This is a genomic window from Pseudomonas sp. DCB_AW, from assembly GCF_026240895.1.
GTDB classification, from domain to species: Bacteria; Pseudomonadota; Gammaproteobacteria; order Pseudomonadales; family Pseudomonadaceae; genus Aquipseudomonas; species Aquipseudomonas kermanshahensis.
In genome coordinates, this window is record NZ_JAPFCE010000043.1 from 24407 (window position 1) to 43296 (window position 18890).

General features: G+C 62.0%; 19 protein-coding genes and 1 pseudogene. 11 read left to right on the plus strand and 9 right to left on the minus strand.

Features of this window, described 5'->3' with window-relative positions:
* The first annotated feature begins 66 nt into the window (after positions 1 to 66).
* Positions 67 to 1275 (plus strand): MFS transporter, encoded by a 1209-nt coding sequence (locus OO306_RS20030; protein ID WP_265969714.1) that lies wholly within the window; start codon positions 67 to 69, stop codon positions 1273 to 1275.
* Here the strand turns inward: OO306_RS20030 and OO306_RS20035 are convergent.
* The 4 genes from OO306_RS20035 to OO306_RS20050 form a co-directional block, all read right to left on the minus strand.
* Positions 1227 to 2786, minus strand: a complete 1560-nt coding sequence (locus tag OO306_RS20035; protein WP_265969715.1) for an MDR family MFS transporter — start codon at positions 2784 to 2786, stop codon at positions 1227 to 1229. The two genes, OO306_RS20030 and OO306_RS20035, sit on opposite strands and share 49 nt — an antisense overlap.
* A 53-nt stretch (positions 2787 to 2839) precedes the next feature.
* Positions 2840 to 3502: a TetR/AcrR family transcriptional regulator gene (locus tag OO306_RS20040; RefSeq protein WP_265969716.1), complete on the minus strand. Its 663-nt coding sequence runs from the start codon at positions 3500 to 3502 to the stop codon at positions 2840 to 2842.
* A gap of 122 nt (positions 3503 to 3624) precedes the next feature.
* Positions 3625 to 5379 carry a phosphoethanolamine transferase CptA gene (locus OO306_RS20045; protein WP_265969717.1) on the minus strand — a complete coding sequence of 585 codons (1755 nt, stop codon included), beginning with the start codon at positions 5377 to 5379 and terminating at the stop codon, positions 3625 to 3627.
* Positions 5380 to 5512: 133 nt separating this feature from the next.
* Positions 5513 to 6421 carry a DMT family transporter gene (locus OO306_RS20050; RefSeq protein ID WP_265969718.1) on the minus strand — a complete coding sequence of 303 codons (909 nt, stop codon included), beginning with the start codon at positions 6419 to 6421 and terminating at the stop codon, positions 5513 to 5515.
* Positions 6422 to 6535: 114 nt separating this feature from the next.
* Between OO306_RS20050 and OO306_RS20055 the strand changes: the two genes are divergently transcribed.
* A complete protein-coding gene (locus tag OO306_RS20055; protein ID WP_265969719.1) occupies positions 6536 to 7351 on the plus strand; it encodes an AraC family transcriptional regulator in 816 nt (271 codons plus the stop codon).
* A gap of 61 nt (positions 7352 to 7412) precedes the next feature.
* Positions 7413 to 7571: a DUF2986 domain-containing protein gene (locus tag OO306_RS20060; protein ID WP_081717545.1), complete on the plus strand. Its 159-nt coding sequence runs from the start codon at positions 7413 to 7415 to the stop codon at positions 7569 to 7571.
* A 156-nt stretch (positions 7572 to 7727) separates the two neighbouring features.
* Here OO306_RS20060 and OO306_RS20065 read toward each other — a convergent pair whose 3' ends face one another.
* Together OO306_RS20065 and OO306_RS20070 are read right to left on the minus strand one after the other, a co-directional pair.
* Entirely contained in the window at positions 7728 to 8108 is a 381-nt protein-coding gene (locus OO306_RS20065) for a hypothetical protein (protein ID WP_265969720.1), read from the minus strand.
* 211 nt (positions 8109 to 8319) lie between these two features.
* Positions 8320 to 8916: a biliverdin-producing heme oxygenase gene (locus tag OO306_RS20070; protein WP_265969721.1), complete on the minus strand. Its 597-nt coding sequence runs from the start codon at positions 8914 to 8916 to the stop codon at positions 8320 to 8322.
* A 137-nt stretch (positions 8917 to 9053) separates the two neighbouring features.
* Here OO306_RS20070 and OO306_RS20075 point away from each other — a divergent pair, with 137 nt between their 5' ends.
* Complete coding sequence (locus tag OO306_RS20075) at positions 9054 to 9545, plus strand: GNAT family N-acetyltransferase (RefSeq protein ID WP_265969722.1); 492 nt, start codon at positions 9054 to 9056, stop codon at positions 9543 to 9545.
* Positions 9546 to 9548: 3 nt separating this feature from the next.
* On the opposite strand, the gene OO306_RS20080 is transcribed toward OO306_RS20075, so the two are convergent.
* Positions 9549 to 10922 (minus strand): APC family permease, encoded by a 1374-nt coding sequence (locus OO306_RS20080; protein WP_265969723.1) that lies wholly within the window; start codon positions 10920 to 10922, stop codon positions 9549 to 9551.
* Positions 10923 to 11257: 335 nt separating this feature from the next.
* Between OO306_RS20080 and OO306_RS20085 the strand changes: the two genes are divergently transcribed.
* From OO306_RS20085 to OO306_RS20100, 4 genes are all read left to right on the plus strand, one after another.
* Positions 11258 to 12061 (plus strand): helix-turn-helix transcriptional regulator, encoded by an 804-nt coding sequence (locus tag OO306_RS20085; protein WP_099430929.1) that lies wholly within the window; start codon positions 11258 to 11260, stop codon positions 12059 to 12061.
* A 45-nt stretch (positions 12062 to 12106) separates the two neighbouring features.
* Complete coding sequence (locus OO306_RS20090; RefSeq protein WP_265969724.1) at positions 12107 to 13489, plus strand: aspartate aminotransferase family protein; 1383 nt, start codon at positions 12107 to 12109, stop codon at positions 13487 to 13489.
* 139 nt (positions 13490 to 13628) lie between these two features.
* Positions 13629 to 15122 (plus strand): aldehyde dehydrogenase, encoded by a 1494-nt coding sequence (locus OO306_RS20095; protein ID WP_265969725.1) that lies wholly within the window; start codon positions 13629 to 13631, stop codon positions 15120 to 15122.
* Positions 15123 to 15405: 283 nt separating this feature from the next.
* Positions 15406 to 15966, plus strand: a complete 561-nt coding sequence (locus OO306_RS20100) for a nucleotidyltransferase family protein (RefSeq protein ID WP_265969726.1) — start codon at positions 15406 to 15408, stop codon at positions 15964 to 15966.
* A 39-nt stretch (positions 15967 to 16005) separates the two neighbouring features.
* On the opposite strand, the gene OO306_RS20105 is transcribed toward OO306_RS20100, so the two are convergent.
* Positions 16006 to 16557: a GNAT family N-acetyltransferase gene (locus OO306_RS20105; RefSeq protein ID WP_265969727.1), complete on the minus strand. Its 552-nt coding sequence runs from the start codon at positions 16555 to 16557 to the stop codon at positions 16006 to 16008.
* 156 nt (positions 16558 to 16713) lie between these two features.
* Here OO306_RS20105 and OO306_RS20110 point away from each other — a divergent pair, with 156 nt between their 5' ends.
* A complete protein-coding gene (locus OO306_RS20110) occupies positions 16714 to 17556 on the plus strand; it encodes an AraC family transcriptional regulator (RefSeq protein WP_265969728.1) in 843 nt (280 codons plus the stop codon).
* Between the two features lie 159 nt (positions 17557 to 17715).
* Here OO306_RS20110 and OO306_RS20115 read toward each other — a convergent pair whose 3' ends face one another.
* Positions 17716 to 18024, minus strand: a complete 309-nt coding sequence (locus tag OO306_RS20115; RefSeq protein WP_265969729.1) for a hypothetical protein — start codon at positions 18022 to 18024, stop codon at positions 17716 to 17718.
* A gap of 266 nt (positions 18025 to 18290) precedes the next feature.
* Here OO306_RS20115 and OO306_RS20120 point away from each other — a divergent pair, with 266 nt between their 5' ends.
* Complete coding sequence (locus OO306_RS20120) at positions 18291 to 18737, plus strand: GNAT family N-acetyltransferase (RefSeq protein ID WP_265969730.1); 447 nt, start codon at positions 18291 to 18293, stop codon at positions 18735 to 18737.
* A 39-nt stretch (positions 18738 to 18776) separates the two neighbouring features.
* Positions 18777 to 18890 (plus strand): annotated as a pseudogene (locus OO306_RS20125) (pseudouridine synthase); the annotation flags it as partial.

Genomic DNA, 18890 nt, shown 5'->3' on the forward strand with positions numbered 1-18890 from the left:
ATGATAATAGGGTTTTAATCATACGGATTGTATGTAAGCCGCTTTTTTCGATACGGAGAGTCGATCATGCTCAACCCTTACCGCCAGCTATTCCAGGCAAAAGGCACGGCCGGCTTCGCCTTGGCAGGCCTGGTGGCACGTTTGCCTTTGCCAATGACGGGCATCGGCATCATCACCCTGCTCTCGCAGCTACGCGGTAGCTATGCCTTGGCGGGGGCCGTGGCAGCGACGTTCGTGTTGACCTATGCGCTGATGTCACCGCAGGTGTCCCGCTTGGTCGACCGGCACGGGCAGCGCCGTGTGCTGCCCGCCGCTGCAGGCTTGTGTGTAATGGGCCTGCTGGTGCTGCTGGCCTGTACCTGGTGGCAAGCGCCCGATTGGGGGTTGTTCGCCGGGGCCGCGTTGGCAGGCTTCATGCCGAGCATGTCGGCGATGGTCCGTGCGCGCTGGACGGCGCTGTACCGGGGCACGCCGCAATTGCAGGTGGCGTATTCCCTGGAGACGGTGCTCGACGAGGTCACCTTTATTGCTGGCCCGCCAGTGTCGGTGGGGCTCTGCGTGGGCGTGCTGCCCCAGGCCGGGCCATTGGCTGCTGCGCTGCTGTTGGCGATCGGGGTGTTCGCCCTGGTCGCTCAAACCGGCAGCGAACCGCCCGTGGATGCAGACGCGGGTGCATCGAAAGGCCAGGGCTCGGTGTTGCAGCACTGGGATGTTCGGCTGCTGGCGTTGCTGATGGTGGCCATGGGCGTAATCGTCGGCAGCGTCGACATCGTCAGCGTGGCCTTTGCCGAACAGGCCGGCATGCCGGCAGCGGCCAGCGTGGTATTGGCGTGCTATGCCGTCGGTTCCTGCGCTGCTGGCCTGGTATTCGGGGCCTTGAAATTGCCAACGCCCTTGCACCGGCTGCTGTTGCTGGGCGGCCTGGCGACAGCAGTGACGACCTTGCCGTTGCTGCTGGCTGACAGCGTCTTCGGGCTTACTGCTGCCGTTCTGCTGGCGGGTCTGTTCTTTGCGCCGACGCTGATCGTGGCGATGTCGCTGGTGGAGCGCCGTGTGCCCGCACAGCAGCTCACCGAGGGCATGACCTGGCTGCTGGCGGGGTTGAATGTCGGTGTCGCGCTGGGGGCGTTGGCGTCAGGGCAGGTGGTCGACCTGTTGGGCGCCAAGGCGGGTTATCAAGTCGCGGTGGTCGCAGGTGTGGCGGTCGCGTTGCTGGCGCTGTACAGCTATCGACGGCTGGGCACAGCGACGGGGGCAGCCTTGTCAGGCGCTTGAGCCCGGCGCAGTGGCACCTCGCGCAGCAGCCACGACAAGGCGAATGCCACACTGGTAATCAGGCAGGCCATCAGGAACACCTCGTGCATGGCGGCAGAAAACGCTTCCAGGTAAGTCTGTTGCAAGGCGGCCGGCAATGCATGCACCGCGGTGGGTGACAGGCTGGCCGCTGCCCCAGCCTGGCTGGCGAAGTCGCCGCTCAGTTGCCCCAGCAACGCATGGGAAAACAATGCGCCGAACAGCGACACGCCGATGGAACCGCCAATCGAGCGGAACAGCGTGGCGCCAGACGTCGCCACGCCCATATGGCGGGGCTCGACACTGTTCTGCACGGCCAGGATCAGCACCTGCATGACCATGCCCAGCCCGGCACCCAGCAGGCCCATGTAGACGTTCATCAACGCCATGGGGGTGTGCAGGTCGAGCCGGCTGAGCAGGCCCAGGGCAATCACCTGCAGCAGGGTGCCGACGATTGGGAAGATCCGGTAGCGGCCCCAGCGACTGATCAGCCGCCCGGTAATCGCCGACACCACCAGCAGGCCGCCCATCAGCGGCAGCATCTGCAAGCCGGCACTGGTCGGCGTGGCGTTTTTCACCACCTGCATGTACAGCGGCAGGAAGGTCACCGCGCCGAACAACGACACCCCCACGATAAAGCCGATCAGGCCGGCGAGCACGAAGGTGCGATGGCGAAACAGGTGCAGCGGCATGATCGGTTCGGCGGCGCGGCGTTGTTCGAAAACGAAGCCGACCAGGCCGATCAGGGCGAACAACGCCAGGCACAGCACATCCAGCGAGGCCCACGGCAGCAGGCTGCCGCCCAGGCTGGTGATGAGCACCACGGCCGCCAGGGCCACGGTCAGAAAGAACGCACCGATATAGTCGACCACGTGTTTGACCGGGGCCACGTGTGGGCGGAACACGCCGCCGATCACCAGCAGCGCGAGCAGGCCCAGCGGCAGGTTGATGTAGAAGATCCAGTGCCAGGACAGGTGCTCCACCAGAAAACCGCCGATCAGCGGGCCTACCACCGTCGCCAGGCCGAACACACCGCCGAACAAGCCTTGGTAACGGCCGCGTTCGGCCGGCGCGATGACATCGCCGATCGCGGCCATCGCCACCACCATCAGGCCGCCGCCGCCCAGGCCTTGAAGGGCCCGGAAGGCGATCAGCTGGGCCATGTCTTGCGCCGCGCCGCACAGCGCCGAACCCAGCAGAAACAGCACGATGGCAATCTGCAATACCCGCTTGCGGCCATACAGGTCACCGAACTTGCCGTACAACGGCACTACCACCGTGGAGGCCAGCAGGTAGGCAGTGACGACCCAAGACAGCCAACGCAGCCCGCCAAGGTCGCTGACGATGGTCGGCAGCGCGGTCGAGACGATGGTCTGGTCGAGGGCCGCGAGGAACATCACCAGCATCAGTGCGGCCAGCAGCAGCGGGATAGACGTATGCGTATGCGCTGCGGCCTGCGCGGTAGGGGAGGTGTTATCGGCAGTCGAGTGCATGGGGCTGACCTGAACTGAGTGAGGCGTTCGTGGGGGCCGCGATCCGTGCGTGATCAGTTGACGCCCGCCTGGGCATACTGGCGGCCAACTTCCTGCAGGCCTGCCAGGGCGAAGCTGTATAGCTGGGCAGCCACTGCATCGCCGGGCATTTGAAGAATCTCGTGCAGCGCCCCGGAGCCGCCGCGCGGGCCGATCAGCAGCATGGCCCAGGGCGCGGTGACGCAGAGGATGCAGCGGGTGAGGGCAGGGGCCTCCACGGGGATGGCGGTGATTTCGCTGAACAGCCCCTTCAACAGCGCCAGCTTCAGCGGCGCTGCGGCCTGCAGGTGAGCCTGGCCGTGGGGGCTGGGGGCGAGGATTTCGGCGGCCAGCACACGCAGGTGCCAATTGTCCTGGGCCTGGGAGGCCTTGCGAACCACCAGCTCTACCAATACCCGCAGTTTTTCTGCCGCCGGCTGTGTGCCCTGGGTGATCCGCTGCAAGTCGCTGATATCCAGAAAGCGCTGGCGCGCCTCGTCGAGCACGGCCAGGTACAGGCCATTGCGGCTGCCAAAGTGGTAGTTGATCGACGCCAGGTCGACCTCTGCCTTGGCGGCCACAGCCTTGTTGCTGGTTTCGGCATAACCGAGCGCGGCGAACAGTTCACCGGCGGATTCCAGGATCCGAGTACGGGTGACGGCACCGTCCTTGCGGGGTTCTCGGGGGGCTGCGGGCATGGCGGGCTCTGCGCTGTGGGGAGTAGGCAGAGCTTGTAACAGGCTTAGTCTAAAATCAATTTAAATTTAATTTAAGCGCCGACCGGGCGCGGCGCAAGGCCGCTCCCGGTGGTTGTGAGGGGTTATTTCACGTTGCTGGCCGTCTCCTGCACAGGCTCGGCCTTGTCCTGTGGCAGGTGGTCGAACTCGCGCAGGCCGTTGTTGCGGTAGGGGTCACCGATCCAGCGCGGCACAACCTCGAACTGCGGGTTGACGATGCTTTTGGCAGGCTCGTACAGGTCATAGCTGAGCCCGGCCAGATCGGACAGCGTGTGAATCAGGTGCGAACTGCTGTAGGCACGGTTGGCCGTGGCCTGCAGGTCGCGCGGGTGGGCCGCTTGCCAGCTCGGCGAGGTCCACAGCAGGAACGGGATGGTGTACATCGGCCGGGTTGGGGCGCCTTCGTTGCGCCCCAGGCGGTCGTGATCGCCCGAGCTGTAAACATCCTCACCGTGGTCGGAGAGGTACAGCAAAAAGCCGTTGGGGGTGGTGGCCGAGTAGCGCTTGATCAGGCTCGACAACACGTGGTCGTTGTAGCGCACTGCGTTGTCATAGAAGTTGTAGGTTTCCACCTCGCTGGGCGAAAGCTTGGCCGGCACGCCCTGGCGATCGCTGAAATGCTGGAAGGCATTCGGGTAGCGGTAGCGGTAATCCATGTGCGTGCCCAGCAGATGGATGATGATGAACTTGTTTGGCGCTGGGTCTTGCAGGGCTTTCTCGAACGGGTCCAGCACCACTTCGTCGTACTGGCTGGCGTTTTGGTTGCGCTGGTTGTTCAGGTAGACCGGCACGTCCGTTTGCTGGGAGAAGGTGGTCAGCATGGTGTTGCGCTTGGTCATGGTCTGCTGGTTGGTGATCCAGAAGGTCTTGTAGCCTGCCTGTTTCATCAAGTTGATCAGCGACGGGTCGGTGAGGAAGCGGTCCGGGTGCTGTTCGTCACCAAAGGTCAGGATCTGCTGCATCACTTCGATGGTGTAGGGGCGTGGCGACACCACGTTGCTGAACACCGTCAGGCCTTCGTCGCTGGCGGCCAGCGCATCGAGGTTGGGCGTGGTATCGCGCGGGTAGCCGTACAGGTGCATGTGCTCGCGGGTGGTCGATTCGCCCAGCACCAGGACCAACGTGCGCGGCGCGTCACCGCTGCTGTTGCGCAGGTTCTGCAAGGGTGGCAGCGCAGCGTTCTGCGCCAACAGTTCCTGCATGTTGTTCAACTGTTGGCGGTATTGCTTGTAGCCGACCAGCAACTGCCACGGCACGGCAGGTTCCATGCGTTGCTGAACCTTTTCGGCAGCGTCGGCAAAGTTGCGTTCCTGGGTGACCATCTGTTTGTAGAAGGGGTACACCAGGTTAGCCACCAGCAGCAGGACAACCACCGGAATGCGGCTGCGCAAGGGCAGCGTGACCGGGCGCACGCGCTTGTACAGCAGCACCGCCACCACGGTATACAGCAGCAGCGCCAGGCCCAGCCAGAGGCTGAAGTACTGGCTGAAATACTCGCCAGCCTCGGCGGTATTGGATTCGAACATCACGAAGATGACGCTTTGCGAGAACTCCTGGCGATAGATGCCGAAGTAGCTCAGGCCGACCAGCGAGGCGGCCCACAGCACCAGGCCGATGACTGCCGCGGTGGCGCGGGTAAAGCGCGGCAGCAGCAGTACAGGAGCCAGCCACAGGCTGCTGAGAAACAGCGCATCGCGAAAGCCGGCAAAGCCAGTGGTGCCACTGAACAGCAGCAGCGCCTGGGTAACGCCGGAGAAATACCAGAAGAACAGCAGGAGCCAGCCCAGGCCGGCCCAGTCCACGCCTTTGCGCGTGGGGATTTTTTTAATAGCTGACACGTATGCCTCGTAGAACCTTGGCAGCCACCCAATGTGCGCGTGGCCGGAAAGGGCGTGACGCTAATCTGAAGGTTGTGAAAATAACGTCAAGGCGCAGCGCAATGAGACGGGATGCACGCCCGTCCGGGGCGTTTCAGGTGGCGTCGGGCAGGGCTGCGTCGGCTTTTTTCGGGGGGCGTATCGAGCCGATGTAAACCGCCACAATGGTCAGTAACGCACCGCACACCTGGAGCGTCGAGTTGGCCTTGCCAAGGAAGGCGATGTCGATGAAGTAGGTGATCACCGGCTCCAGCAGCAGGATCAAGCCCGCCAGGCCCAGGCTGATCGCGCCAATCGAACGGTTGACCAGCAACCAACCGACGAACTGCACCAGCACGCCATAGATCACCAGCATCAGCCAGGTCTGCCCATCGTTGATCGCCAGGCTCTCACCGTTGGCCAGGGCGTAGCCAAGCAACACCAGCGCTGCCCACAGGCTCAGGTTGAGCATCTGTGCGATCTTGTCGCCACCGCCGTCGGGCAACTGGGTGTTGACCTTGAGGAAGTACACACAGACGGCATAGGCCAGCCCCGACAGTACCCCATAGATGACGCCCTTCATGCCCAGCGCATTGCTCATTTCGGGCATCAGCAACAGGTACAGCCCGATAAAGGCCAAGGTGATCGAGACGAGGAAGTTGGCCGAGGGCCGTTCCTTGAGCAGGTAAAAACCCAAGAAGGTCATGAAAAACACCTGGCAATTGGTCAGGATCGAACCGATGCCAGGGCCGACGATGTAGATGCTCTGGTGCCAGAGTACCAGGTCGATGGCCAGAAACACGCCCGCAAGCCCGGTGTACAGCTGCGCCTTGAAGCCCTTGAGCATGACCGGCGTACGGCGCGCCTTGAGCAGCAGGAAGAACAGGATGGAGGCAAACAACATCCGGTAGAAGCCCGCGCCGCCGGCGCCTATCTGGGCGAATGCGACAGTCAAGGCGGAAAGGCTGAGCATCAACCCGCCGAACGTCAGTTCGAGGATTGCGCGGTTGTTGTTGGTCGACATGAGGGTTCCCGTTGATCAGTGCCTGTTTAAGGCGTGATAACGTAGCCAGCTACCGTCGGAACGTATTGTAAAAAACTGCACACGCGGTGGTTGAGCTTGGGAGAGGGGGACAAGGTGAACAAGGACTTCGCTGCGTTCAGGCGCATACCTGAAGGGGGGTGTGAACTGCTGACCGCGCGATACAGCCACCAGGCGTTCGGCCGCCACTCGCATGATCGCTATGCCGTGGGCGTTATCAGCGCCGGCATGGAGCGCATGTACTACCGCGGTCGCCATGACCTGGGCGGGCCGGGGAGTGTGGTTACCATCAGCCCCGGGGAGATCCACGATGGCGTGCCCGCCCATGAGCAGGGCTGGATGTACCGCATGCTGTATGTGGACCCGCACTGGCTCAATGGCACCTTGATGCCGAAGCAGGCCAGCGACTTCATCCACCTGTTCCGGGCTGCGTTCGCCGAGCGCCCGGCACTGGCCCGCACGTTTTTGCATCACCATCAAGCGCTCGAGGCGTCGCACTGTAGCCTGGAGCGAGAAAGCCTGTTACTGGAGTTGCTGCCCTTGCTGTTCGCGCCCAGCGGCCTGTGCGATGCAGCCACCGAGGCCATCGAAACGCAGGCCGTGCAGCAGGTGCGGCACAAGCTGGAAGACGAATACGACCAGCACGTCTCGCTGGAGCACCTGGCCAGCCTGGTAGGCCTTGAGCCGTTGTACTTAATCCGGGTATTCAAGAAGAGCGTGGGCATCTCGCCCCACAGCTACCAGATCCAGGTGCGGGTCGCCCACGCCCAGCGCCTGTTGCGTGCAGGCCTGAGTATCGCCGATGCCGCCATCGCGTGCGGGTTCTTCGACCAGAGCCATTTGAACCGGGCATTCAAAAAGGTGGTGGGGCTGACGCCGGGCAGTTTTCGTAGCGGATATTCGCGGGTTTGATTTCTCAGGCGTACAGGTATGATGCCTACAGCGTAACCAGACCTACAGGCCCAGTGGAACCATGAACCGTCGTAAGAAGATCAAACAGTTGATGCAGGCGCATGCCAAGAAAGCCAGTGCCAAGCTGGCGCCGAAAAGCAAGCCCAAGTACATCAGCAAAGCTGACCGGTTGAAGCTGGCAGAGGCTGCCGAAACCACGGTTGTCGAATCGCCGAGCTGATAAAACAGAATGGCGCCTCGCTAGACCTCGGCCGTTATGCATTTCCCTGTAGGAGCAGCCTTGTGCTGCGAAGAGGCCGGTATAGCCACCCAATAAATCCTCGCTGCTGTCACTGGCCTCTTCGCAGCACAAGGCTGCTCCTACCGGGGCCGCGCATCAACGGCGATAGTAGCGGTGATCGTCCTGATAGCGGTGATGCATCGCCCGTTCATGGCGGCGCTCCCAATCACGACGGCGTTCCCAATCGCGTCGGCGCTCCGCTTCGCGGCGGGCTTGCTCGCGGCGCCGGTCGCCTCTGCGATCGTGCCAACGATCATCGTGCCAGTCGCGGTCATCATGGGCGAGCAACGGCGCCGTGTGTTCACCCGCCAGGCTGGCCACGGTCGGCCAAGGGTTTTCTGCCGGATGCTGCGGTGCCTGAACAATTGCCGCCGGGGAGACCGCGTTCGAGGTCTTTATCTGTGATGCTGATGCCGAGCCCATCGCCGCGAACGTGAACAGGCTGAGAAGCATCAACCGTGCGACATGCATTTTCATGAGCGAAGCCAACCTCTGGTTCTATTTACCTGTGCAGATAGACCTTTAAATAGGGAAAAGTTCTAGAAGGGGTAGGGGTTGATTGATTTGGCGCCTATGAGATCGAGCGCCGCCCGCGCGGCGCTTCGCAGCACAAGGCTGCTCCTACATCTGTTTCGGGCCAATTATTCCTGGGGCATGGTGCGCGACCCTTGTCAGCCCTATCGCACTATCAACCCCCATCCGCCACAAACACAGCCCGCATATGCCCCCGATAACTGTCAAACGCGGCAATCACCCCGGCAACCACCTCCGCTTCCTCATCAGCCTCCAGTGCCAACCCATCAAGCTTGGCGACAAACTCACGCCAGTGCAGGCCGCGGCCATCGGGGTGGGGCGCCAGGTGCCGAGCGCCCAGGTTGCCATCCAGGCCCAGGCGCTGGGTCTGTTTGAACAGGAACGCCGCCCCCAGGTTCGACCCTTCGCTGCAATACAGCCAACCCAACGCCTCGGCAGGGCTGGCAATGACCCGTTGCGGCGCAGCAGGCAGCGGCAACCCCAAGGCTTGCAGATCTGCCTCCACCGCTTCGAACCGCGATAAATGCACCAACCCCGGCAGCCGTCGATTCAGCTGCTCGTCGCGGTACAACGCCGTCAGGCTGCCATGGAAACGGTGTTGCACCTGCAGGAAGCGGGCATAGCGCTCACGGTCCTCGAAGGGGCGTGCGGCCATGACCAGTGCGTCGACACTGTCGTGGTCGCGGCTGCTGGACGCTTTCAGGCGTGCGCAGCGGCCGGGTTCGGTGAGGCACGTGGCGGTAGCAGTCATTGGGCGTTTCCGTGTCGAGGTGGCGAGGGTGGCATGGTAATCAGATCGCTCAGCCCAGGAAACGATCCTGTCATGCTGAAAATAATCGGCAGTGATTTATCATGCAGCCTGTCGTCATTACCCCAAGGAGTCCGCGCATGAGCGCCCCTCAGTTCCGCAACCCCGTGCCCGCCGACGCCGAACGCTGCTACGCGATCGAAATCGGCGCCTACGAAGGGGATGAAGCGGCAACCCTGGAAAAAATCCGCACCCGCATTGCCCAGTACCCGGAAGGTTTTCTGCTGCTTGAAGCCGAGGGCGAAACCGTCGGCTTCATCAACAGTGGCTGTGCGCATGACGTGGTCATGTCTGACGAGGCCTTCAAGGAGCTGGTCGGCCATGACCCGGCAGCGCCGAACGTGGTGATCATGTCGGTGGTGGTCGACATCGCACACCAGGGCAAAGGCTATGCAAAACGGCTGATGAGCGAGTTCATCCAGCGCATGAAGGCCCAGGGCAAGCAGACCATCCACCTGATGTGCAAAGAGCAGCATGTCGCGCTGTACCAAAAGCTGGGCTACACCTACGTGCAGCCATCGCCCTCGGAGCACGGTGGCATGGCCTGGCACGAAATGCTCATGACGCTCTGAGCCTTATTCGGCCATCTGCAGCTCGGGCAGTTTCACCCGAAACGCCCGGGTCAGCCCAAGCAGGCAGGCGAACCCCACGCCCATCCAGCACAGCCCGATGGTGAACGACAGGCTCGACAAGCTGCTCCACAGCCACAGCGTACTGAGAAACCCCAGCCCAGGAATCACGCCGTACAGCAGGCCGTTGCGCGTGCCACGCAGCTTCTGGTCGACCAGGTAGTGCTTGACCACGGCCAGGTTCACGGCGGAAAACGCGAACAACGCGCCGAAGCTGATCATGTTGGCGACGGTGTCGAGGGTGATGAACAGGGCGATCAGCGACAGCAGGCTGACCAGCATGATCGCCGCCGCTGGTACACGCTTTTTCGTCACCAGTTGACCAAACACCGCCGGCAACGCCCCATCGCGCCCCATGGCGAACAGCACCCGCGACACGCTTGCTTGGGAGACCATGGCCGAAGCGAAGCAGCCGGCGACATAGGTGGCGGTAAACGCCGTCACCAACAGTTCACCGCCCACCCGGCGCATCACGTCCACCGAGGCCGAATCGGGGTCGGCGAAACTGCCCCACTCCGGGAAGACCATCTGTGCGCAGTACGACACCACCAGAAACAGCAGCCCGCCGATCAGCGACACGGCCATGATCGCCAGTGGGATGCGAAACGTTGGGTTGCTGGTTTCCTCGGCCATGGTCGAGACCGCATCGAAGCCAAGAAACGACAGGCACAGCACGGCGGCGCCGGTCATGATCAGCGGCACGCTGAAGCCCTCATGGTGGAAGGGCGCAAGCAATGACACAGGTGCCGACTGGCCGGCCAGGTTGCTGATCGACAAGCCGACGAAGACGATGATGAACACCAGCTGGACGACTACCAGAATCCAGTTCACCCGGGTAATCGATTCGATACCGATCAGGTTGAGGAAGGTCACCAGGGCGATGGAGCCTGCGACCCACACCCAGGCGTGGATGGCCGGGAAGTACTCCGACATGTAGATGCCGATCAGCAGGTAGCTGAGCAACGGCAAGAAGATGTAGTCGAGCAGCAGCGTCCAGCCGGTCATGAAGCCGATGTGGGTGCCGAAGGCTTTGCGGGTGTAGGTGTACACGGAGCCGGAATAGGGGTGCGCTTGCACCATGCGGCCATAGCTGTAGGCAGTCAGCAGCATGGCGGCGAGGGTCAGCAGGTAGGCGGTGGGCAGGTGCCCCTTGGTCATCTGGGTAACCAGGCCATAGGTGGTGAATACCGCCAGTGGCACCATGTAGGCAAGGCCGAACAGCACCAGGGCACTCAGCCCCATGGATTTTCTGAAGCGGCCCGAAGGGCTGGAAGGCGACGCGGCATGGGCGGGTTGGGCTGTAGTTGTTGTTGTATGCATTGCTAACTCCTGAAATCGGATGCAGGACGCCGCGGTAGGCGAGTGGGCTCGATACCGTTGTGGGGTCATGAAAGGAGGCTGGGCCAGCGTGCGGTGCGCGGCCCTCAGGGGTGGGGCCGGACGATGCTCCCACACCCCGGGCACACTCGAAATCACCCTTTGGGGTGAGCCGGTCGTCGCCTTAAAACGCTCACCCCAAAGGGTGATTTCGGTCTCTGCCTGGCCGTGGGAGTATTTGCAAACAACGCGCCGCCCCGACGGCGATACCGTTTCCCGCTACCGGCAGAATTCCAGTGAACAGTGACCAATTGGCTTCAGAGCAGTGGTTCGAGCACATGGCCAAGGTGACCGACACGATCGGCCAACCAGGCTTTGCCGCCACCTTGTTCGGTGCGCTCGGGTTCATCCGGCCGATCCAGGCCACCACGGTCTACCTCTACCCCCATGACGGCATGCCGAGCGCGCTGTTCGAGCAAGATGACAAGGCGCCCTGGCTGCCAGAAGGCAATGTCAGCCGCTACCTTTCCGGGTTCTACCTGCTCGACCCGTTCTACGGTGCCTGCGTGGAGCGCGTCGAGTCTGGCTGCTACGGCCTGTTCGACGTGGCCCCTGACCACTTCGAAGTGAGTGAGTACTACCAGTCGTTCTACCGCCATTCGCACCTGGAGGATGAGCTCAATTACATCCTGCAGGTCGCGCCCGGCCAGAGCCTGGCGGTGTCGCTGGCCTTTACAGACAAACTGGACGTGCCAAGCCGCGAGCTGTTCGGCCGTGTCACGCCTTGGGTGCTGGCGGTGCTCAACAAGCACTTCGCCGGGCTGGGGAGCCGCGGGGGGCGTTTCGAGAACGTGCTGGAGCAGCGTATCCATGCCGCGCTCAACAACTTTGGCAGCTCGTTGCTGACCGAGCGCGAGTGCCGCATCGCCCAACTCATCCTGCGTGGCCACTCGACCAAGTCCTTGGCCGAGCGCCTGGGGGTGTCGGAAGACACCATCAAGTCCCACCGCAAAAACGTCTACGCCAAGCTCGACATCGGCACGCAATCCGAACTGTTTTCCTTGTTCATCGACGCGCTGGCCAATGCCCAGGGCGTGCTGGGCAAGGACCCGCTGGAAAGCTACATGGGCAAGCTGCGCTAAGCGCCGCAGCCCTTCAACACCCACCGACAACAAGGAAAACCACCCATGAATGCGCCTTTCGTTCCCCAACGCCAGACCCGTGACTACCAGGCCGCCGACGCCGCGCACCACATCCACGCCTTTCTCGACCAGAAGGCGCTCAATGCCGAAGGCCCGCGGGTCATGGTTGGAGGTGAACGGCTGCACCTGTGGGACAGCGAGGGCAAGCGTTACCTGGATGGCATGTCGGGGCTGTGGTGCACTCAGCTGGGGTACGGTCGCAAGGACCTGACCGCCGCCGCCGCCGCGCAAATGGACCAGTTGGCCTACTACAACATGTTCTTCCACACCACCCACCCGGCGGTGATCGAGCTGTCCGAGTTGCTGTTCAGCCTGTTGCCTGGCCACTACAGCCACGCGATCTACACCAACTCCGGGTCCGAGGCCAACGAGGTGCTGATCCGCACCGTGCGCCGTTACTGGCAGGTGGTTGGCCAGCCGACCAAGAAGATCATGATTGGCCGCTGGAATGGCTACCACGGCTCGACCCTGGCGGCCACGGCGCTGGGCGGCATGAAGTTCATGCACGAGATGGGCGGGCTGATCCCGGACGTGGCGCACATCGACGAGCCGTACTGGTACGCCGAAGGTGGCGAGCTGACCCCGGCCGAGTTCGGCCGCCGCTGCGCGTTGCAGCTGGAGGAAAAGATCCTCGAACTGGGTGCGGAAAACGTCGCCGGTTTTGTCGCCGAACCCTTCCAGGGGGCCGGGGGCATGATCTTCCCACCGGAAAGCTACTGGCCCGAGATCCAGCGGATCTGCCGCCAATACGACGTGCTGCTGTGCGCAGACGAGGTGATCGGCGGTTTTGGCCGCACCGGCGAATGGTTTGCCCATGAGTATTTCGGCTTCGAGCCGGACACCCTGTCGATCGCCAAGGGCCTGACTAGCGGCTATGTGCCCATGGGCGGCCTGGTGCTGAGCAAGCGTATCGCCGAAGCCCTGGTGGAACGCGGCGGCGTGTTTGCCCATGGCCTGACCTATTCGGGCCACCCGGTGGCGGCGGCGGTGGCCATCGCCAACCTCAAGGCGCTGCGCGATGAAGGCATCGTGCGCCAGGTGAAGGATGACACCGGGCCGTACCTGCAGCGCATCCTGCGTGAAGTGTTTGCCGATCACCCCTTGATTGGCCAGGTGCAGGGCGCCGGCCTGGTGGCGGCGCTGCAGTTCGCTGAACACAAGCCGACCCGCAAGCGCTTTGCCAACGAGAACGACCTGGCTTGGCAGTGCCGCACCTTCGGCTTCGAAGAAGGCGTGATCATTCGCTCGACCTTGGGCCGGATGATCATGGCGCCGGCACTGGTGGCCAACCGCGCCGAGCTGGACGAACTGGTCGACAAGACACGTATCGCCGTAGACCGCACTGCCCGGTTGGTGGGCAGGCTCTGAGCCAGTGGGGGCGCTTTGCGCCCCATTCGCGACGCAAGGCCGCTCCTACACGTGCAGGCGATCGTCTGTAGGAGCGGCCTTGCGCCGCGAATGGGCTGCAGCGCAGCCCCAGAATCCAAGACAGTCATAGGGAGTGAAAATGGAGCGTCTCGAATACTGGCAAACGCGCGCTGCAAGCCTGCGTTTGCCCGACAAGGCCCTGATCGGCAGTCAGCAGGTGAGCGCTAACAGCGGCGCCACGTTCGTCGCCATCAACCCGGCCACCCAGCAGGTACTGGCGCAGGTCGCCGCCTGTGGTCAGGCTGAAGTCGACCTGGCGGTGGCCACCGCACGCCGTGCCTTCGAGCAAGGCCCGTGGTCGCGCATGGCCCCGGTCGAGCGCAAGAAGGTGCTGCTGCGCCTGGCCGAGCTGATCATGGCCAACCGCGAAGAGCTCGCGCTGCTGGACTCGCTGAACATGGGCAAGCCGGTCATGGATGCCTACACCATCGACGTCCCCGGCTCGGCGCATGTCTTTGCCTGGTACGGCGAGGCACTGGACAAACTGTACGACCAGGTAGCGCCCACCGCGCCCAACGCGCTCGCCACCATCACCCGCGAAGCGCTGGGCGTGGTCGCCGCCGTGGTGCCGTGGAACTTCCCGCTCGACATGGCGGCCTGGAAGCTTGCGCCGGCGCTGGCTGCCGGCAACAGCGTGGTACTAAAACCCGCCGAGCAATCGCCGTTCTCGGCGCTGCGCCTGGGGCAACTGGCGCTGGAAGCCGGTTTGCCGGAGGGCGTGCTGAATGTCGTGCCGGGCCTGGGCGAAGACGCGGGCCGGGCGCTGGGGCTGCACCCCGACGTCGACTGCCTGGTGTTCACCGGCTCCACTCAGGTGGGTAAGTACTTCATGCAGTACTCGGCGCAGTCGAACCTCAAGCAGGTCTGGCTGGAGTGTGGCGGCAAGAGCCCGAACCTGGTGTTCGACACCTGCCAGGACCTGGACTTGGCCGCGGAAAAAGCAGCGTTCGGCATTTTCTTCAACCAAGGTGAAGTGTGTTCGGCGAACTCGCGCCTGTATGTGCAGCGCTCGATCCACGATGCGTTCATCGAGCGCTTGCAAGCCAAAGCCCGCCAATGGATGCCCGGCAACCCACTCGACCCGGCAAGCCGCGCGGGTGCCATCGTCGATGCCGAGCAGACCGGTCGCATCAAGGCCGCCATCGACCGTGCGCACGCGCAGGGCGCCCAGCTAGTGTGCGGTGGCCGGCGCCTCACCATTGACGGCTCGGACAACTACATCGAACCGAGCATTTTTGCCGGCGTCGATGGCAGCATGAGCCTGGCCCGGGAGGAAGTGTTCGGCCCAGTGCTGGCGGTCAGCGCGTTCGACACCGAAGAGCAGGCCGTGCGCCTGGCCAACGACAGTGTCTACGGCCTGGCGGCGTCGGTGTGGAGCGACGACTTCAACCAGGTGCATCGCGTCGCGCGGGCGTTGAAGGCGGGCACCGTTTCGGTCAACACGGTGGATGCGCTGGATGTCACGGTGCCGTTTGGGGGTGGCAAACAGTCGGGGTTTGGTCGCGACCTGTCGCTGCATTCGTTCGACAAGTACTCACAGCTCAAGACCACCTGGTATCAGCTGCGCGCTTGAAAGCCGAATGCTGCGTACCCCAGCCACGCACGCCCGGTGTAGGAGCAGCCTTGCGCTGCGAAGAGGCCGGTGATAGCACTGAAGATTTACTGTGTTATCACCGGCCTCTTCGCAGCACAAGGCTGCTCCTACCACGACCGCGCATGGCTGAAGGGCAGGGCAGGCAGGGCAGTCAGCTCAACTCCCCTTCGATGATGATCACCTCGCGACGCCGAGCGCAGTGCGAATGTCTTGACGCTCAGGTAGGCTTATCGTCAGCCCCGTAATCACCAGGGAGGTAACGATGCAGCCACTGAGCCACGCGCAGGTACTGGCCATTGCCCAGGAAAATCCCATCAACCGGGCTTTGCTGTCGCTGTTGCCCACGCTGGATATACCGCACTGCATGCTGACAGCGGGGTGCCTGTTCCAGGCTTTCTGGAACCATCGCTCAGGGCAACCGGCAGCGTGGGGCATCAAGGATTACGACATTGCCTACTTCGATGAAGACCTGTCGTGGGAGGCTGAAGACCGGGTGATCGCACGGGTTCAGCAGGCCTGCGCGCACCTTGGCGTCAATGTCGAGGTGCGCAACCAGGCCCGTGTTCACCTGTGGTACGCCTCGAAGTTCGGCGCTACCTACCCGGCATTGCAACGGGTAACCGATGGCATCGACCGCTACCTGATCAGCTCGACCTGCCTGGGCATAGATGTCCACACCGGCGTGCTCTACAGCACCCATGGGCTGGATGATCTTCAGCACGACCTGCTAAGGCCCAACCCATTGAACCTGCAACCTGGCTTGTTCGAGCAAAAAGCGGCCAGCTACCGGGAGCGCTGGCCGTGGTTGAAAGCGGTTGGCTAAGCGATCACCGCACATCACACCTGGCTGTCAGTGCGCCCGTCACGGGTGGTCAGCCGGCGTGAGCCACTGCGCGTAAGTGATGCAGCTGATGTGTTCGGTTCGATAATCTTGGAGGAACGGGTTGTATTTGTTTTCTTCGGTGTGGTGATGGCGGAACCCGCACTTCGATTGGGCAACAAAAGACTGGGTGTTGTCAGCGAAATAGCCACACCAGAGCGCCTTGAGTTTCAGTGTTTCAAACCCGTGCCGCATCACTTCACGCACGGCTTCGGGAATCAGGCCTTTGCCCCAGTACGGCACGCCGATCCAGTAGGCGATTTCGCCTTCCTGCTCGCTGATCTCGAAGTGGCTGTTGCCGCCTATCAGAATGCCCACACATCCCACTGCACGGCCGTTCTCCTTCAGTTCGACGGCATACACCTCGGGGTGATTGAACACGGTGCGGATGATCTCGGCACTGTGCGCAACGCTGGTGTGCGGTGGCCACCCCGCGACAGGGCCAACGCGTTCGTCCTTGGCGTATTCGTATAAGTCAGCGGCATCTGTATCTTGCCAAGGGCGCAGCCACAGCCGTTGTGTTTCAAGTCGCATGTCCTGTACTCATCCTGGGTTACTCGGGCATCACAGGGTAGTGCGCGGCGCTTGATGGGTATACGTCAGTACCTCGGCAGTTTCGGTACTTTTCGAAACTCCATCAGCGAGCGGTGATAAGCTTTGCGCAGTTTAAGCGGGCAGCGTTGAGCCACCATGCAGCACATTCCGAAACTGGTTACACCGGGCGATCCGCCCCGCTTGGGGGACACCACCCTCGCTGAAGGGGTAGGCGTGCCGCTGTCTTTCGGCCATGCCTACATTACGCTGCTGGTGTGCTTGTCCGGCAGTGCCGCCTTCGCGTTCAACTTCAAGGACCAGGCGGTCAGGCGTGGTGATGTGATGGTGTTGGCCGAGGACACGATCGCGTTGCTCAAACGTCGCTCACGCAGTTTCAGGGTATTTTTTTGCCTGATGCCCAAAGGCTTTGCTGCGGAGGTGGCTTACCAACTGCCAAACCCCTTGTTCGTTTTCTTGCATGACCACCCTCACTGCGTGCCGGCCAATGCTGACAGGCCGCTGCTGGGGGGCTGGTTGGCGCACATGCGGGACATTGCGCAGCGCTGCCCCACGTACCAGCACATCATGCTCAGAAATCACCTGCAAAACCTGTTTCTGAAGATCGCCGAGCAACTTCCGGCGCAGTACCAAGCGGGCCGGCAATTCAGCCGCCAGGAAACACTCAGTTGGCGTTTCTGGGAGTTGATAGGCAAACACTGCATGCGCCACCGAGAGGTGAAGTTTTATGCCGATGCGCTGACGATCACGCCGTTTTATCTGTCGCAGCTCAGCAAGGCTTTTTTCAATGACACCCCCAAAGGCCTGATTGACCGCCAGGTGACCTTGGAAATCAAGGCACTGCTTTCATACAGTACCCTGGCGATTGGGCAAATCGCGGACACGCTCAACTTCGCCGACGCGTCGTATTTGTGCCGGTATTTCAAACGCCAGACGGGGGTTTCGTTGTCCGGTTACCGTAGGCAGGTGCCGAATGGGTAAGGTGAGGCAAATGGCTTTGCGCAAGCTTTCAAGGCGCCGCGTCTAGGGAGAATTAACATGCGGCTGAGGGAGCTGTGATCCACTAATGTGGGCTAATCGCGATGGGGCGAATCAACGAGTGGTTGACAGCGTCCCAAAGCGGATTTTCTGGATCAAAATTTATCCAACCTGGGTTCCCGAATACTTACGATTGAACGTGCCGTTAGTGGAGTTAAAGTAGCCCACTTCCGCAGCGACCAAGTCGATTTCTTTAGACGTAGACATAGGCGTGAATACGTAGGTCCATTTTCCATCGTTAGTTGATGTAGGCATCATGCTGACCATTTCTTTGTTTAACCAAAGAATAATCCTGTGATTCGCTGCTGCCGTACCATGAACGGTGAAAGGTGGGGTCGCTCCTGCGTTGGAGTCGCCTGCTTTCAGCTCATCGCCATTACTGTCCGTGATTTTAGAAATGCTGACTGACATGTTTAATCTCCCAAAAGAAAATTTACTACGGGTTGATAGTATTCTTCTGTAGAACAAGGGCAACTGGCATAAGTGTCAGTTGACAAGTATTCTCGCAAAAGGTCCTTCATGGGATTGACCCAAATGTTATGCCGAACAGCAGCACCAGGCTCCAGGGTATGAACCTGCACCTCCTCATCGATTAATGCCGGCCCTTGATTGCCCACGTTGCTAGGGTTGCCTCCGGGAGGGCACTATCCTGCTTTGATTCGCCACGGACGACGACCATGCACATACGCAAACTGACCCACGACGACCTGCCCTCTGCCAGCACCCTGTGCCTGGACGCATTCATGCAGGCCGTTGCACCTTCGCTGTCGGCGCAGGGTGTGGACACCTTCGCCAAGGTGGCGGCGGCACAGGCGTTTGCCGAGCGTATGGAGGGCGATAACCTGATGCTGGTGTGCGTCGCGGACGGCGCCCTCACCGGGTTGATCGAATTCAAGGAAGGCCGCCACGTGGCCATGCTGTTCGTCGCACCGGGCTGGCAACGGCGGGGCATTGGTACGCGCCTGATGAACGCGGCACTGGCGCAGGCGAGGGAGGCGGTGGTGACGGTCAGGGCGTCGTTGTCTTCGGTGGCCGCCTACGAACGCTATGGGTTCGTTCTGACAGGCGACGTGGGCGAGTTTGCCGGGCTGGTCTATCAGCCGATGGAGAAGCGGTTGCCCTGATTTTTAGCGATGCCGTTACCCAACGCCCAATTCTCCTTGCGACGGATCGACAAGCGCTACCAGGCGATCGCCGCTGCCATGCCGCAGCATGAGTTCCCGTTGGTGCATAAAAGCCGTCTGGTGCATGGCGAGCCGTTTTTTCGCATGCATGAG

Coding starts and splice junctions, on each gene's coding strand:
- OO306_RS20030 (WP_265969714.1), top strand. CDS start 67: ATGCTCAACCCTTACCGCCAGCTATTCCAGGCAAAAGGCACGGCCGGC.
- OO306_RS20035 (WP_265969715.1), bottom strand. CDS start 2,786: ATGCACTCGACTGCCGATAACACCTCCCCTACCGCGCAGGCCGCAGCG.
- OO306_RS20040 (WP_265969716.1), bottom strand. CDS start 3,502: ATGCCCGCAGCCCCCCGAGAACCCCGCAAGGACGGTGCCGTCACCCGT.
- OO306_RS20050 (WP_265969718.1), bottom strand. CDS start 6,421: ATGTCGACCAACAACAACCGCGCAATCCTCGAACTGACGTTCGGCGGG.
- OO306_RS20060 (WP_081717545.1), top strand. CDS start 7,413: ATGAACCGTCGTAAGAAGATCAAACAGTTGATGCAGGCGCATGCCAAG.
- OO306_RS20065 (WP_265969720.1), bottom strand. CDS start 8,108: ATGAAAATGCATGTCGCACGGTTGATGCTTCTCAGCCTGTTCACGTTC.
- OO306_RS20070 (WP_265969721.1), bottom strand. CDS start 8,916: ATGACTGCTACCGCCACGTGCCTCACCGAACCCGGCCGCTGCGCACGC.
- OO306_RS20075 (WP_265969722.1), top strand. CDS start 9,054: ATGAGCGCCCCTCAGTTCCGCAACCCCGTGCCCGCCGACGCCGAACGC.
- OO306_RS20080 (WP_265969723.1), bottom strand. CDS start 10,922: ATGCATACAACAACAACTACAGCCCAACCCGCCCATGCCGCGTCGCCT.
- OO306_RS20085 (WP_099430929.1), top strand. CDS start 11,258: ATGGCCAAGGTGACCGACACGATCGGCCAACCAGGCTTTGCCGCCACC.
- OO306_RS20090 (WP_265969724.1), top strand. CDS start 12,107: ATGAATGCGCCTTTCGTTCCCCAACGCCAGACCCGTGACTACCAGGCC.
- OO306_RS20095 (WP_265969725.1), top strand. CDS start 13,629: ATGGAGCGTCTCGAATACTGGCAAACGCGCGCTGCAAGCCTGCGTTTG.
- OO306_RS20100 (WP_265969726.1), top strand. CDS start 15,406: ATGCAGCCACTGAGCCACGCGCAGGTACTGGCCATTGCCCAGGAAAAT.
- OO306_RS20105 (WP_265969727.1), bottom strand. CDS start 16,557: ATGCGACTTGAAACACAACGGCTGTGGCTGCGCCCTTGGCAAGATACA.
- OO306_RS20110 (WP_265969728.1), top strand. CDS start 16,714: ATGCAGCACATTCCGAAACTGGTTACACCGGGCGATCCGCCCCGCTTG.
- OO306_RS20115 (WP_265969729.1), bottom strand. CDS start 18,024: ATGTCAGTCAGCATTTCTAAAATCACGGACAGTAATGGCGATGAGCTG.
- OO306_RS20120 (WP_265969730.1), top strand. CDS start 18,291: ATGCACATACGCAAACTGACCCACGACGACCTGCCCTCTGCCAGCACC.